10 protein-coding genes and 2 pseudogenes are annotated in these 15540 nt (G+C 64.5%); 4 read left to right on the top strand and 8 right to left on the bottom strand.

What is annotated here, in order from left to right; all coding sequences use genetic code 11:
• Positions 1-26 precede the first annotated feature (26 nt).
• The 8 genes from HNR60_RS24100 to HNR60_RS06985 all read right to left on the bottom strand — a co-directional run bounded on the left by HNR60_RS24100 (position 27) and on the right by HNR60_RS06985 (position 13113).
• Positions 27-3239 carry a non-ribosomal peptide synthetase gene (locus tag HNR60_RS24100; RefSeq protein ID WP_246432850.1) on the bottom strand — a complete coding sequence of 1071 codons (3213 nt, stop codon included), beginning with the start codon at positions 3237-3239 and terminating at the stop codon, positions 27-29.
• A complete protein-coding gene (locus tag HNR60_RS07015) occupies positions 3236-6547 on the bottom strand; it encodes a non-ribosomal peptide synthetase (protein ID WP_184255781.1) in 3312 nt (1103 codons plus the stop codon). The genes HNR60_RS24100 and HNR60_RS07015 overlap by 4 nt, the downstream gene beginning before the upstream one ends.
• 12 nt (positions 6548-6559) lie before the next feature.
• Positions 6560-7717, bottom strand: coding sequence for an acyl-CoA dehydrogenase family protein (locus HNR60_RS07010; protein WP_184255779.1), 1158 nt, complete (start codon positions 7715-7717; stop codon positions 6560-6562).
• Positions 7714-9492, bottom strand: a complete 1779-nt coding sequence (gene asnB, locus HNR60_RS07005) for an asparagine synthase (glutamine-hydrolyzing) (protein WP_184255777.1) — start codon at positions 9490-9492, stop codon at positions 7714-7716. The genes HNR60_RS07010 and asnB overlap by 4 nt, the downstream gene beginning before the upstream one ends.
• A gap of 2 nt (positions 9493-9494) precedes the next feature.
• Positions 9495-10526 (bottom strand): adenine nucleotide alpha hydrolase family protein, encoded by a 1032-nt coding sequence (locus HNR60_RS07000; protein WP_184255775.1) that lies wholly within the window; start codon positions 10524-10526, stop codon positions 9495-9497.
• Positions 10526-12058, bottom strand: coding sequence for a class I adenylate-forming enzyme family protein (locus HNR60_RS06995; protein WP_184255773.1), 1533 nt, complete (start codon positions 12056-12058; stop codon positions 10526-10528). Before HNR60_RS06995 ends, HNR60_RS07000 begins: the two co-directional genes overlap by 1 nt.
• A gap of 28 nt (positions 12059-12086) precedes the next feature.
• A complete protein-coding gene (locus HNR60_RS06990) occupies positions 12087-12356 on the bottom strand; it encodes an acyl carrier protein (protein ID WP_011472503.1) in 270 nt (89 codons plus the stop codon).
• 307 nt (positions 12357-12663) lie between these two features.
• The gene (locus HNR60_RS06985) at positions 12664-13113 is read right to left on the bottom strand and encodes a hypothetical protein (protein ID WP_184255771.1); all 450 of its coding nucleotides are present in this window, start codon (positions 13111-13113) and stop codon (positions 12664-12666) included.
• Positions 13114-13623: 510 nt separating this feature from the next.
• Between HNR60_RS06985 and HNR60_RS24385 the strand changes: the two genes are divergently transcribed.
• The 4 genes and pseudogenes from HNR60_RS24385 (at position 13624) to HNR60_RS06965 (ending at position 15218) form a co-directional block, all read left to right on the top strand.
• On the top strand, positions 13624-14295 hold the full coding sequence (locus tag HNR60_RS24385; protein WP_184255769.1) for a 4'-phosphopantetheinyl transferase superfamily protein: 672 nt from the start codon (positions 13624-13626) through the stop codon (positions 14293-14295).
• Positions 14291-14617, top strand: a pseudogene (locus HNR60_RS06975) (transposase domain-containing protein); the annotation flags it as partial. The gene HNR60_RS24385 and the pseudogene HNR60_RS06975, both read left to right, overlap by 5 nt.
• A pseudogene (locus HNR60_RS06970) lies at positions 14566-14956 on the top strand (transposase); the annotation flags it as partial. The pseudogenes HNR60_RS06975 and HNR60_RS06970, both read left to right, overlap by 52 nt.
• Positions 14922-15218, top strand: a complete 297-nt coding sequence (locus HNR60_RS06965; RefSeq protein ID WP_184255811.1) for a hypothetical protein — start codon at positions 14922-14924, stop codon at positions 15216-15218. The pseudogene HNR60_RS06970 and the gene HNR60_RS06965, both read left to right, overlap by 35 nt.
• The last annotated feature ends 322 nt before the right edge of the window (positions 15219-15540 follow it).

The following is a 15540-nucleotide window of genomic DNA, read 5'->3' as shown; positions in this document are numbered from 1 at the left end:
TCGCGGACGCGGGAAAGTTGCCCTGCTCAACCGGCGACGCCATCTCGGTGCTCCATTTGCGCCAGTGAGCCGACCAGCCGCGCCAATTCCGCCACGGTCGGCGCATCGAACACGTTCCTGAGCGTGATCTTCAGTCCGAACATCTTGCTCAGGCGCGAAGCCAGGGCGCTGGCTTTCAGGGAATGGCCTCCGATCTCGAAGAAATTTGCGGTCGCGCCGACATTCCGGGTCTCAAGCAGCTCTTCCCAGACCCTGGCGATGGCGATTTCCGCCGCGCTCTCGGGGGCGCGGACGGACCGCGGTTCGGCCATCCACCGCCGTGGCTCCGGCAGCGCGCTGTAATCGATCTTGCCGTTCTCGGTCAGCGGCATGAAATCGATGCGGCAAAAGGCGGACGGCAGCATATAGGCCGGAAGCCGAGCCGCCAGTCGCTGCCGCAACTCCTGCGCGCCGACATCGGTGGCGGCAATGTAATAGGCGCACAGGAACACGCCGCCGTCGTCGGCCTTGGCCGGGACGACGCAGGCCTCGCGAAGGCGGCCGTCCTCGAGAAGCCGGTTCTCGATCTCGCCGGGCTCGATGCGGAAGCCCCGGATCTTGATCTGCCGGTCGGCCCGGCCCACGAACTCCAGCACCCCGTCGGCGCGGCGGCGGACCAGGTCGCCGGTGCGGTAGAGCCGCTCCCCCGCCACGTGGGGATTCATGACGAAGCGCTCGGCGGTGAGTGCGGGACGATGAAGATAGCCCCGCGCAAGGCCGACGCCCCCGACGTAAAGCTCGCCGACCACGCCGATCGGGGTCAGCAGCATGTCGCGGTCGAAGACATAGGCCGTCGCGTTCGGGATCGGCCTGCCGATCGGTATCGTCCGCGGCTCGACCCCGGTGACCACGTGACAAGTCGAATAGGTGGTGTTCTCACTTGGGCCGTAGGCGTTGATCAGCGTCAGCCGGGGGTTGGCTTTCCGAATCCGTTCGACGTGCCGGGTCGACGCCACGTCGCCGCCGGTGATGAGATAGCGCAGCGGACGGAACACCGCGGGGTCGGCATCCGCGAACTGGTTGAGCAGTGCCGGGACGAGAAACAGGATCGTGATGTTGTGCCGGGCGAGTTGCTCGCCAAGTGCGGTGTAGTCCAGCAGGGTGTCGTCGTCGATCTGGTAGAGCGGCAATCCATTGAGCAAGGCGCCCCATATCTCGAATGTTGTCGCATCGAAGGCGGGCGCCCCGGTCTGAAGCATCCGGTCGTCCGGGCGGAATTCGAGATAATCGACATTGGTCACGAGATTGACGACGCTGCGGTGCTCGACCATGACGCCTTTGGGTTTCCCGGTCGAACCCGACGTGTAGACGACGTAAGCCAGATTGGACGGCCCGGTCACATTCGGCAGCGGCCCGTCGTCGAGGCCTGGAGCCTCGGCGTCGCGCAGACGCAGCACCGGGACGTCGAGATCGAGGTCGCGCCGATCGTCATTCGGCATGATCACGACCTGCGGCCGCGCATCGCGCAGAATGTCGTCCAAAAGCCGGCTCGGGCTGTCCCGGCCGAGCGGCAGGTAAGCGCCGCCCGCTTTGAGAACGGCGAGTTCGCCGAGCACCATCTCCACCGAGCGGCGGCCGATGACCGCGACGATGCTGTCCGGCCCGACCCCGCGGTCCCGCAACAGCCGGGCGAGCCGATTGGATGTGCGGTCGGCTTCGCCATAGCTGATCCGGTCGATGCCATCGGCCAGCGCGAGCGCCGCCGGCCGGCGGCGAGCCTGCTGCTCGAACAGCTCGTGGATGCAGCTCTGCGCAGCGAACGGCGACGGCGGCGGGTTGCATCCTTCGAGCAACTGACGCGCCTCGGCGTCGCCGACCACGGCGAGACGATCGAGAGCAATGTCCCAGCCACCCGCCAGCCGATCGAGCAAGGTGACGTAGTGGCGCCCCAACCGGGCGACCGTGCCGCGTTCGAAAATATCGGTGTTGTGCTCGATCCGGATCTCCGCCCCCGCCGATCCCCAATGGATGTCGAAGATCAGATCGACCTGAACCGCTTGGGTCTGGGTGGCGACATCGACCCAGCGGGCCTGCGCAACGCCATCGAATTCCGTGGCATCCTCGGGGTCCGGCACCAGGTTGAACATGGTTCGGACCAACGGAATGCGGCCATTGCCGCGGGCCGGAGCCAGCTTCTGAATCAGCCGCTCGAACGGATAGTCCTGCATGAAATAGGCTTCTTCGACCTGTTCGTGCACCGCCTGCACCAACCGTTCGAAGCTGTCGTCGAAGCGGACGTCGGCGCGCACCGCCACCATGTTGACGAAGAATCCGACGGTGTTGGCGAGTTCCGCGCTGTAGTGCCGGCCCGAGAACAGCACCCCGGAGGTGATGTCCTGCTGCTGACAGATCTTCTGCAAGAGCACGAGGTAGGCGGCGAACAGGCTGGAAAACAACAGAACGCGCTGTTCCCAGCTCTGCCGCTGGAACGACTCGATCAGGTGGAGTGGAATCGCAACGATCTCCAACCCGCCGTTCAAGGACATCGCCGGCGACGGCGCCGCATCGGTGGGCAGATCGAGCGCCGGCGGTTCGCTTTCGAACCGTGCCAGCCAATAGGCCTCCTGCTCGCGGGTCCGCTCCGCATCGAAATGACGGCGCTGCCAATGCGCGTAATCCGAATAAGTCAGCGTCGTCGGCGATGCCGCGACCGGCGCATCGCGGCTGAGCTCGTTGTAGATCGACGTCAGATCCCGCCACAGGATCAGCACCGAGGCGGCGTCCGCGATGATGTGGTGGACCCGCAGCAGCAACGCCTGATCGTCCGGGCCGAGCCGCAGCAGCACCACCTCGAACAATGCATCGTCGGGTCTCCATCGCGTGATCGGATTTCGGCAGATCGCCGCTATCTCACTTGCCAGTGCGGCATCGCGGTCGGGGCCGGCCGCCGCCGCCGCGTCGATGTGCCGGACACCGCGTTTGAGATCCTGATCGAAGCTCTGCACCGGGCGCTCGCCGCGCCGTGACACCCGGGTACGCAGCACGGCATGTGCGGCGGCCAACAGCTCGACCGCCCGGTGCAGCCGCCGCAGGTCGAGCTGGCCGACCAGCCGCTTGCAGGTGTTGATGTCCCAGATCGAGCTGGCGGGATCTAGCTCGCAGAAATGCAGAACCCGCTCCTGCTGAAAGGTCAGCGGACAAGGAATGGTCCGGTCGCCGGCTGGGATCGGCGGATATCTGCGAATCCCGATCGCTGTCATGGCGAGCCGTCTCGGCAAGACATGTCGGCGGGCGGCGCCGGTCGGGCCGGAATCTGCACGATGACGATGCGATCCTTGATCGACGATGGCTGCTGAAGCATCGGTTCGATCAGCACAGCGATCTCGGCGATGGTCGGCAGCCGGAGAAAGTCCATCGCCCTCAGCCGGGTCCCCAGCGCCTTGTCGAGGGCGGCGATGAAACGCAGCGTCAGCAGCGAGTTGCCGCCGAGGTGGAAGAAATTGCTGGCCGGGGTCAGATCGCGGAGGTCGAGCAGGTCTTCGGCGATCGCGATGATCTTGCGTTCGAGCTCGGTCGCCGGACGTTGCGCCGCGGCCGCCGGCGCGCCGGTCAGGGTCGGGGCCGGCAGGCGTTGGACGTCGATCTTGCCGCTCGGCAGCCGTGGCAGGCGGTCGAGCGGCACAAACGCTTCGGGAATCATGAAACCTGGCAGCCATGCGACCAGGTCGCTCGAAATCCGCTCGATCGAGGTCGGACGATCCTTGTCGAAGGTGAGATAGGCGACCAGGCTGTTCTGGCCGAACGCGTCGCTCCTGACGGTCACGGCGGCCTCGGCTACGCCGTCGCAGGCGCGCAATTTCTGCTCGACCTCCGCGACCTCGACGCGGAAACCGCGGATCTTGACCTGGGTGTCGGCGCGGCCGAGGTAGTAGATCAGCCCGTCGTCGCCCCATTTCGCGAGGTCGCCGGTGCGGTACAGGCGGCGCCCCGCCAAATCGGGGCTCGGGCAGAATCGCTCCGCCGTCAGGTCGGGCCGGTTCAGGTATTCCGTCGCAAGCCCGACGCCGGACAGGCACAATTCGCCGATCACACCGACCGGAACCGGACGCAGCGCCTCGTCAAGGATATGCGCGCCGGTGTTGGAAACCGGCCTGCCGATCGGCACCCGCGCCGCCTCCGTGCCGCGCGGCAGCGAATGATAGGTCGCGTAGATCGCGGCCTCGGTCGGACCGTACAGGTTTTCGAGCCGGACCTTGGGAATCAGGCGATGGAAGCGATTCACCAGATCGGGCTTCAGCGCCTCGCCCGCGGCGAAGACGTAGCGAAGCCGATCCAACGGCGACGCGGCGCCCGCCGGCTGGCTCTCCAACAGCACGTCCAGCATCGAAGGCACGAAATTGACGTGCGTCACCGCAAATTTTTCGATGGCCTCGAGCAGAGCGCGGCTGTCGCGCTCGGCGCCGAGGTCGAGCACCGCGAGCCGGCCGTCGTCGAACAGCCAGCCGAACAGTTCGGCGGCCGACACGTCGAATGTGAAGTTGGTCTTGAACAGGATGGTCTTGCCGGCCAGCGGATAGCTCGCCTCCAGGAATTCGAGCGTATTCATCAAGGCGCGATGGCTGACCACCACCCCCTTCGGATGGCCGGTCGAGCCCGAGGTGTAGATCACATAGGCCGGCCGCTGAGGGTCGAAGCGGTGGTCCGGGTCGATGCCGGGTCCGGCGTAGGACGCCGCATCGTCGACGCGGATCACCGGCAGCGGGCCTCGCCGCCCCTGCCGATCGGATGGCGACTCGCCCGCCGCCAGCAGGCAGCGGACGCCGCCGTCCTTCAGGATGAAGTCGATCCGCTGCGGCGGAAAGCTCGGATCGATCGGCAGGTAGGCCGCGCCGGCCTTCAGCACCGCCAAGATCGCCACGACCATCTCGGGCGAGCGTTCGAGCAAGACCGCAACGATGTCGCCTTCGGCGACACCGGCCTCGACCAGCGTGGCGGCCAGCTGGTTGGCCTTGCGATTGACCTCACCGCAGCTGAGCGTGCCGGCGGACGAGAGCAGCGCCGGCTGGTCGGGGGTGAGCGCCGCGCGGTGTTCCAACAGGCCGACAATGCCGCGGCCGGGCGCCGCCGGGACCACATTGCCTTCGGCGAACGAACGGACCAGTTGCCGCTCGTCCGCGTCCAGCATGGACAGATCGCGCAGGATTGCGTCCGGGCGCTCGATCATCGCGGTGAGCAGCACCTCGTAGTGGTGGAGAATGCGCCGGATGCTGCGCGGCTCGAACAGCTCGGTATTGTATTCGAGGCGCAGCTCGGCGGCATCCGGACCCGTGTGAAAATCGAGCAGCAGGTCGACCTGCGTCGCGGTGATCTCAGGCTCCAGAACGCGCTCGCTGCGAATGCCGCTGAACGCGTGGGTCGGCTCGAAGTCGGTGACCATGTTGAACATCGCCCGGAACAGCGGATTGCGGCGATGTTCGCGATCCAGCGCGAGGCGGTCGACGAGACGTTCGAGCGGATAATCCTGCATGCGATGGGCGCCGGTCACGCGGTCGTGGACCTGGCGCACGAAGTCGCTGACGCAGGCCTGCGGGTCGACCCGCAGCCGCAGCGCGACGCTGTTGGCGAAGAAGCCGGCGAGCGCCTTCAGCCTGGGATCATGGTGCCGCCCGGAGAACACCGTCCCGATGATGATGTCGTCCTGCCGGCAATATTTGCACAGCAGCAGAGCCTGCGCGCCGAGCATCGTCGAGAACGGGACGACGCGATGCTTCAGGCTGAACGACTGCAGCCGGGCGACGAAATCGGGCGACAGCGGGCGCGATTCCACGGCGCCGCGAAATGACAGCTGCGGCGGCGTCGGAAGGTCGGTGGGAAGATCGAGCTCCGGCGGCTTGTCGGCGAACTGTGACAGCCAATAGGCCTCCAATTCGTGGGTGTTGCGCTCGGAGAAGCGGTCTCTCAGCCAACTCGCGTAATCGACATAATCGAGGTCGAGCGGCGCCGGGTCGCCGGTGCCGGCGCGCCGCGCATTGTAGAGACGCTTGAGGTCGTTCCACAGGATGCGAATCGTGATCGCGTCTGAAATGATGTGATGCAGCTTCAGGATGAGTTGCCACTCCTGCTCCGACCAGCGCACCAGGACAACCTTGAACAGCCGGCCGCCGTCGAGCGTGAAGGAGAGCCCGTACTCCTGGTTCAGCAGGCTCTGCGCTTCGGCCTCAAAGGCCGCGGCGCTGTCTGCGCCGCCGCGGTCCGGGCCGGCAGAGCGATCGACGAACGCGAAGCTGCCGTCGGCGCCGTCGAGCCGTGACTGGAACAGGGTGCCGTCGACGAGGGTGATCCGGGTGCGAAGCGCGGCGTGACGATCGATCAGCGCCGCGACCGCATCTTTCAGGGCATCGATGTCGAGCACGCCGGACAGCCGGCGGCACGATGCCCGGGTCCAGATCGATTTCTGCGGCGAGATCTCGTCCAGGTAGAAGATGCGTTCCTGCTGGAACGACAGCGGATACAGCGCCGTGTCCGAAGCCTGCGCGAGATTCCGGTTCGCGATGTTGATGGTGGGCATCCCCGTCTCCCTTCACCGACCCGGAATCCGGGGCGAACGCGCCTTGATCATCTCGTCGGCGATGATCAGACGCTGGATTTCCGATGTGCCGTCGCCGATCTCGGTCAGCTTGGCGTCGCGATACAGCCGCTCCAGCGGCAGGTCCCTGGAATAGCCGGCGGCGCCGTGAATCTGGATCGCGTTGCGGGTGATCTCGACCGCCATCTCGGAGGCGAACAGCTTCGCCTCCGACGCCACCTTGGCCAGCGGCAGCCCGCGATCGCGTAGTTCGAGGCCGTGCGCCAGCAGCAGAGTGGCGGCGTCGATACTGGTCTCCATGTCGGCGAGCATCCGCTGCACCAGCTGGAAGCGGCCGATCGGCTTGCCGAATTGCCGCCGGCCGACCGCATGGTCGACGCATAGATCGCGGGCGCGCTCGGAAATTCCGATGGCGATCGCAGCCATGTCGAGCCGGGCCGCCGGCAATGTCTGCTGCAGGATCGCGAAGCCGCCGTTCCGGCGTCCGATCAAATTGTCCTTGGGAACCCGGACATCGGTAAACGTGAGTTCGCCGGTGTCGGAGGCCCGCATGCCGAGCTTTCGCTCGCGCCGCCCCGTCGCCTGGAATCCCGGCATCCCTTTCTCGACCGCGAACAGGCTCAATCCGAGGATGCCGGCGGCCGGTGACGTCTTGGCCACCACCACGGCCACGTCGGCGACATTGGCGTTGGTGATGAAAACCTTCGCGCCATTGAGAAGATAATGGTCGCCGGCCTCCGTCGCCGTGGTCGCGGTCGCAGCGATGTCGGAGCCACTACCGGCTTCGGTCATGGCGAAAGCACCGATGGCGTCGCCGCCGATCAAAGCCGGGAGCAACCGTCGCTTGAGCCGCTCGGAGCCGCCGAGGAAAATCGGCAGCGCCGCCAGCGTGGCGTGCGCCACGGCGCTCATCGCGGTCGAGGCGCAGGCCTGCGCGATCTCCCGGATCAGCCCGGCATAGACGGCGAAGCCGAGCGCGAGGCCGTTATAGTCGCTCGGAAAGCCCGCGCCGAACACGCCGAATCGCCCGACCGCCCGAAACACATCGATCGGAAACTCTTCGCGCTCGTCGGCGGTCGCCGCGCCCGGCGCCACCACGCGCTGGACGAAGGATCTTGCATTGCTCAGGATCTCGGTCTCTGCGCTTGTCATGCCGCCACCCCGAATGCCCGGTGCCACGCATCGAGTGCGACCAAGGCGTGCGCGGTCCTGAAGATCGCAAGGTTGTCGGTGCGGGCGAACTGGTTCTTCTTGTGGAAGAAGTCGTCGACCTTTTTCCTGTCGAAATAGCCGGCGATGCGGGACTCCGGTGCCTGCACCAGCGCGTTGGCGCGATTGCGCTCGGTCCAGATCGATTTCGGATCGACCGGGATGGGAACAGGCCGCTTCCGCCGCGTCACCACGGCGGCGGGCAGCAGATCGGCAGCGAGGGTCCGCAGCACCACCTTGTTGCTGTCCGGCTTTGCCTTGTACGCCGCCGGCAGGTCGAGGACATACTCCACCAGGCGGTGATCCAGGAACGGCACCCGCGATTCCACGCCCCAGGCCATGCTGGTCTTGTCGAGACGTTCGAGCATCTCGACCAGATAGTACTTCAGGAACAGGTAGAGCAGCTTGTTGAGCGGATCGTCGCTCTCGAAGCTCGCCATCTCGGCCGACAAGGTGGTCCGGATCCGGTCGCGGCACCGCGTTCTCGCCACCAAGGCGGGATCGAGAAGTGCTGCGACCTCGTCGAGATAGGGCGCCCAGGGGAATTCGATCGGCGTGCCCGCGCCGCATCCCTCGAGAAAGAAATGGTAGCCGGCGAACAGCTCGTCGGCGCCCTCCCCCGACATCACCACGGTCACGTTCGGCTTGACCTCGCGATAGAGCAGAAACAATGACGGCGCGGTCAGATCGACCGGCTTCTCGACGTGCCAGGTGACGCGGCTCATGACGTCGCGATACTCGTCCGACCGAAACAGAAATTCGGTGTGGTCGGTGTGATAGGCGCGCGCCACCAGCTCGGCGTAGGGGCCGTCGATGTCGTCGTGCCGAAGCGTGTCGCCGTGGTCGTAGCCCATCGCGAAGGTCTTGAGCCGCCCGCCGACATGTCCGGCGGCGAGCGCCGAGACCAGGCTGGAATCGAGGCCGCCGCTCAGAAGCGTGCCGAGCGGAACGTCACTCACCACTTGCGCCCCGACCGCCGCGTCGAGCATTCCGCGCACCACGTCCCGGCTGTCCTCCAGCGAGGTGCCGGCGTGGCGCACGGCCGCGCGCGGCATCGACCAATAGATGTGCAGCCGCAGTTCGCCGTCCTGCAGTGCAAGGATCCCGCCGGCAGGCAGCGAACGAATGCCCCGGAACATCGTTCGGCCGTCGAGCAGCGACGTGCAGAGCAGATAGTCCGCGACACCGTCATGATCGACCTCGCTGTGGGCCGCCGGGTGCGCCAGGATCGCCTTGATCTCGGAAGCGAACAGGAAGATGTTGCCGAACACGCCATAGTACAGCGGCTTGATGCCGAGCCGGTCGCGCGCCAGCACCAGCAGCCGCTTGGTGCGGTCCCAGAGCGCGAACGCGAACATGCCGTTGAATTGCGCAACGCAGTCGATCCCGTCTTCCTCGTAGGCGTGGACGATGATCTCGGTGTCGGAATCGGTGGCGAAGCGATGGCCGCGACGCTGCAGCGCCGGCCGCAATTCGCGGTAATTGTAAATTTCACCGTTGTAGGTGACCCAGACGGTGCCGTCCTCGTTGCCGAGCGGTTGACGTCCGCCGGCGAGATCGATCACCGAAAGCCGCCGATGGCCGAAGCCGACGGCGCCGTCGATGTGGACGCCGGAATCGTCAGGACCGCGGTGCGAAAGCTGCGCCGTCATCGATGCCAGCGCCTCCGGCGAAACCGCCCCGTCGCGCAAGTCGAGGACGCCGCAGATCCCGCACATCGCTAAGCCCTCGGCCGGCAATTATCGCAGGAGCGGCACAGCAGATCCCTTTCGATTTCCGAAGCCAGATCGATGACGGTGCCGCTCGGATCGTTCAGCTTGTTGAGCGCCGCCTCGCGGGACAGGATGCCGAGCCTGACCAGCCGGCTCATCTCGTAATCATAGGGATGGAATTGATACAGGTTCTTGTGCCGGACGATGCCGAACGCGTTCAGCCGGCAATTGGTCGAGCTTGGATCGACGTCGGTGGGCTTCGACCAGCCGAGCTCGGCGAGAACGCGGTAGATCTCGTCCTCGTCGTAGCCGACGATCGGCAGCGGACTGACGATCGTCGGAAACGGGCGGGTTTTGTACTCGTCGGCGGACAGCATCAGATAATCATACGCCCACGATCCGGTGCGCTCCGCCAGCCGCGCGAACAGCTGCCGCCGCAGCGGATGGGGAATGACGTTGTCCTTGAAGATCAGTTCCTGATCCGAGGCGAGCACCTGACCTGGCGTGTTGCCGAGCATCACCAACGGGACATTCTTCTCGATCGCGACGCGCAGCATCGTGGTGATGACGACGCGGATGCACGAGATGCAGACGCTGCTGCCGAACTTGGTCAGGTGGTCCGGATAGACCCGCGCCAGCGCGCTCTCCAGGAACAGCGCATTCATATGATCCTGGCGGTGCCGCACGATGATGTGGTCGATCGCCAGCGCGGAGACCACGTTGCGCATGTTGGTGAGGCAGGCCGCCGAGATAAAACCGTTGTCGAACGTCACCGCCAGCAGCCTGAGACCGAACCGCGATGCCAGCAGATGCAGAAGATAGGAGCTGTCCTTGCCGCCGCTGAACGCCACCACGGCGTCGTAGCGATGGTTCTGTCGCTTGGCGTCCGCGATGATGTTCGATAGCGCCTCGGTGAGGCGGGCGGACGGCCCCGGCGGCTCTGCGGCGGAGAAATCGCGGCACAGCGAGCAGACGCCGTCCTGGTCGATGGTGATGCCAGGGAAGGTCTCGGGAAGCACGCATACGTTGCACCGACGCATCACACCTGCTCCATCCTCAGGCGGCCGCGGTCGATCTTGCTGTTGCCCGTCGTCGGCAGGCTGTCGACAAAGACGACGTCGTCCGGGACCATGTAGTAAGGCAAATGCCGCCGGCAGTGTTGCGCCACCGCGGTCTCGCCGAGTGTCGCGCCGCGTCGGCACACGATGAAGGCGCGCAACGCCTGCGCGCCGCTGGGGTCGGGACGGCAGGTCACCGCGGCCAGCGCGACCCCGTCGAGCGCTTGCAGGCAGGCCTCGACGTCCTCGGGATAGAGCTGATAGCCGAGCCGCTTCACCATGGTGTCCTTGCGGCCGACGAAGCGCAGATAGCCGTCCGCATCGAGCGTGCCGAGGTCGCCGGTGTAGACGCGACCGTCCCGGAACGTCGTGGATGTCGCACGCTTCCAATACCCGGGCGACACGAACGCGCCCGCATGCACGATTTCTCCGACGGTGCCTGGGGGACAGGGCTGTCCGTGCTCGTCGACGATGCTGATGGTCACGCCGGACAGCGGCCGGCCGGCCGAGCCGAGCTTGGTAAAGAACTCCGCCGGAGCAAGACAGGTCGATCGGAACGCCTCGGTGGTTCCGTACATCATGTAGAAATCCGTCGACGCCAGCGTGCGCTTGAGCCGAAGCAGGTCGGCCTCGGGAAAACTCTCCCCGATCAATGACAGGTAGCGCAGGCAAGGCAGCGCCGCGTCGGCGAAGGCGGGGTAGCGGTCTTGCATCATGCGCCAGAACGAGGGAACCGCATGAACGCCGGTGATCCGCTCGGCGGTGAGCGTCGCCAGCACATCCTTCGGAAACAGCGAGTCCTGTAGAACCAGCGTCCCGCCGACCAACGTCATGGTAAAGAGCTGGCTCAACGCGCCGTCGAACGAGAACGGCGTCAAGCTGATCAGGCGGTCGTCGGCGACGTTGCCGAGCAGTTGCGCAGAGACCAGCGTCGCCTGCGACAGGATCCCGTGGGTGACCATGATGCCCTTTGCGGACGCCGTGGTGCCGGAGGTGTAGATGATCGCCGCAAGATCGTCAGCGGCGCTGGAAACGTCGGCGAAGGTCTCGCCGGCCGCAGCGAGATCGTGCAGGATTGTCGAGAGTTCGATCGCCGCGACGCAACCCGCATCCGGGTCGGCGGCGACCACCGGGCCGTCGGCGCCCAGCCGGATCAGCAGCGGCGGCAGTGCCGAGGCCCGGGCGGCGCGCGCGACCGCTCCGCGCTTGCGCGGATGAAAAAACAACGCAGCGGGCTCGCACTCCGCCAGCACGTGACGGAGCTTGTCGTCGCGGAACGCCGGGTTGACATGGACCAGGACCGCGCCGAGCTTCATGATGGCGAAGATCACCGCGACCTCCTCGACGCATTTCGCGGAGTAGATCGCGACGCGCATACCGCGCTCAACGCCGGCGTCTTTAAGGAATGTCGCGATTTGGCTCGACATCTCGTCGAGCGTCGCATAGTTGATGCGCCCGCCATGCCAGGCAATCGCCTCCTTGTCGGGGCGGTCGCGCGCAGTCCGGCGCAACATGTCATGAACCGGGATCATTCCAGGTGGGCTACCCATGTGAACGCGCGGCGGCGGCGTGAGCGGTGTTCGCCTGAAGAGTGAGGACCAGGTTCACCAGACCATCGACGGTGCCGAAACTGGCCATGTCGATCTCATCGCCGGTGATTTCCAAGCCGAACGTCTCTTCGATAAACGCCACCAACGACAGCACGTCGAGCGACGTCAGCACGCCGCTTTCAAACAGGTTGCTGGCATGGTCGAATCCGCGTTCGGATGAAATCTCTTCGATATAGACGACGATCGAATCGCGAATGCTCATCGGCATTTCCTCGGGCGCTGGCGCTTGCTCGGTTACTCTGGGCAGTTCAACTTTCGACACTTTCGCTCGCGAGACTTCAACTACTGACGAATTTTCGACTCTCGACTATTTTGCTCACGACAGTCTCTCTCGTCTCTCTCGTCTCTCTCGACCCAATCTCTCTCGACCTGCCGCCGGAACGCCGCGCAATGGCGACAGGCCCGGCGCATCATTCGCAGGCGCAGCCGTTCTCAGCAGCAGGCGTGACCAGATCGGTCCGCCTGCGCGCGTTGAATCAGGGGATAGGTTTAGTGCACGTCCGGGCCGCTCAGGCCGCCTGATCCGTGCTGGGAACGACGGTGAGCCAAGTGCCGGCCGCCGCGACCAGAACGGCCGGGACCTCGATCCGCCGCGTGAGAACCGCATTCGGATTGATCTTGATGAACGCCAATCGAGGCTCCTGCGTCGACGCCGGCTTGTCAGCGCGTTCCTCCGTCGGCTCGGTGTCGACCTGTTCTTTCGCAGGCGGCTGCTCGCTCTCGGGAGGCGGCGCCTCCGCGGCGACCGGACCGAGCGCCGGATACTCAATGTCGATTACATCCCCGGCGGCAATCTCGTACTGCGCCCCGTTGAGATCGACGAGGTGAATGGCCTCGCTGCTCGTCAACACCGTCGCGACGATCAGAACATCGGCTGGTGCCGCGCCTGCCTTGGTGTCGGTTGTCGACGCCGGCCCTGCTGCTGACTGAAGTGCGGCTGCCAAGTGATCGACGGTCATTTTGCGCTCCTCTGAGTGACCTCTCGTTGCGGACCCAAGCGTCGTAAGCGCCCCGCCCCAAAACATCGGGCGCCTGATAGGGGAGTTGTTTGTCGGAGCGACAGAAGCGGAGAGCGTACTGACGAGCCTAACGCAGCGCAGGCACCCGCGAGCTCTTTCGCGGAACAGATTACCTACGCGCTTTGCGCGCCTTTGAATGTCGATCCGTATGTGGTCTTTGTTGTTGCGGACGAAAAATACCGCCCGAAAGCTTGATAATGTCGACGTTTCCGTTGAGCACCGCTGGAAGACAGCTTCCGGGAAATAGAACGACCCAGGCTGCTACGAATGCGATGCCATGAACGTCTCGCGTCTTGAACGACGACCTGATCAAAAAATAACATATCGTATCGTTTTGGCAACTACTAATTGTAGACTTCCGTCGAAGGTATTACCGACTGCAGGATGTCGCAGTGATCACATCACTGAACGACTAAGCCGCAACAACTTCCGGTGTGGGGCACAACTGCGATGTGGGAACGTGTCGTCGAGGTGACTGCCATTTTCCCCGGCGATACGCAGGTGTACCTCGCGCAGATCGGGCCTCCCGCGCCGTCGCTCGCTGAAATGAGCATTCTGAGCATCGAGGAACGGACACGTGCGGGAGTATTCGAGCTCCCGTTCCTGCGCTCTCGTTTCGTGTGGCGACGGGTTCTTCTGAGAACGGTAATTGCCGCCCGTCTCGGCTGTCGACCCGACGAGGTCGACCTGCGGTCTTCTTCCATGGGCCGTCCGTTCGTCGCAGGAGCGGAAGTTGACTTCAGCATGAGCCATTCGCGCGACGTCGCGCTGATTACCGTCACGAGCGGCTGTGGGCGGATCGGCGTGGACGTGGAGGCGGTGCTGCCGATACCGGATCAAGAGCAGATTGCAGAGGTCGCATTCACCACGCAGGAGCGGAGAGAATTGAGGCGATATGATCTCTCAAGCGAAGCGTTCTACCGAATTTGGACATGCAAGGAAGCGTGCCTCAAAGCAATCGGGACCGGCTTCCAACTGGACCCGCGAGCCGTGGAAATCGGCATCATGGATCTAGCCGCACCGACAGTGCGACGCGCCCCTGGATCCTCTCGACTCTCATTGATGTGCTTCGAGCCGACCAATGGGTACACCGCCGCCCTGGCGCTGCAACCTGAAGAGTGATCGGGGCAGCCAATACCACTCGATCAAGTACACCGAGCGCCTGGCCGAAGCGGGCATCGAACTTTCTGTCGGCAGCGCTGGAGATTCCTACGACAATGCTCTCGCCGAGACCATCAAGGGCCTCAACAAAGCCGAGGTGATCCATCGGCGCGGGCCATAGCGCAGCTTCGAAGCCGTCGATTTCGCCACCTTGGAATGGGGCGACTGGTTAAACAGCCGAAGGCTCCTCGAACCTATCGGCAACATGCCGCCGCCGGAAGCCGAGCAACGCTGCTACGCCATGATGGAACAACCAGCCATGGCCGCATCGCATTCGTTTTGAAGCAGGCGGAAGATGGCTCGGCAGTCACAGAGGTTTGCCGCAAGGCCGGGATCAGCGAGGCGACGTTCTATAACTGGCGGAAGAAGTATGCGGGGCTGATGCCATCGGAGATGAAGCGACTGCGTCAACTCGAGGAAGAGATCAGCAAGCTGAAGCAGATTGTCGCCGACCTGTCACTGGACAAAGCCATGCTGCAGGATGTGCTCTCAAAATAGCTCTGAGGCCTGGCCGCAAGCGTGAGCTTGTCGATAAGGTGCGGGGCGAATGGAAGATCTCGATCAGACGGCCTGTTCGACACTCCGGATTGATCGCGCACTTTACGTCTACAAGTCGAAGCGACGTCAACGGCGCGATTTCCAGGGCGGTTGACGTGCTTCTGGCCGACACTCCGAGCCGGGCTTTGCGAGACCGCCTGGCCGCGCCGGAGGCCGAACGCGACCAGATCGAGGCGGCCATCGCCGACGTCGCCCCTGCGGTCGTCGAATTTCACCCCAATGCAGCGAAAGCTAACCGAGAGAAGATGCGAAACCTCAAAAGCGCCTCGCCGCATCAGACGGGACAGGCCGGTGGCGGCGAACGAAGCGATTCGGGAGATTGTTGAAAAGGTCGTCATTCATCTGCACGGACCCTACAAACCCGCGGAGATAGAACTTTACGACCAATTAGCCGCCCTTCTCAGGATTTCTGAGAGGCGGCCTAGCCTCTAGAGGCTAGGGGGGGACTGGTTGCGGGGAGGCGCAACCACCGAAACCGACACTCACTGCTGGTAGTTATCTGACTTTCAAATAAACAGCGACAAGAACGAGCATACTCTGCCGCAGGCTCAGACCAATCCGTTGTGGTCAGAGCTGCTTCATCCGTCCCGTGGATCGCGCTTGCAACACAGGTCCGGCCTCGACATCATCCAGTCAGCCGAGGTGCTT

The organism is Rhodopseudomonas rhenobacensis (genome assembly GCF_014203125.1).
Lineage (GTDB): Bacteria > Pseudomonadota > Alphaproteobacteria > Rhizobiales > Xanthobacteraceae > Rhodopseudomonas_A > Rhodopseudomonas_A rhenobacensis.
This window is presented reverse-complemented; position numbering and strand designations above follow the sequence as displayed.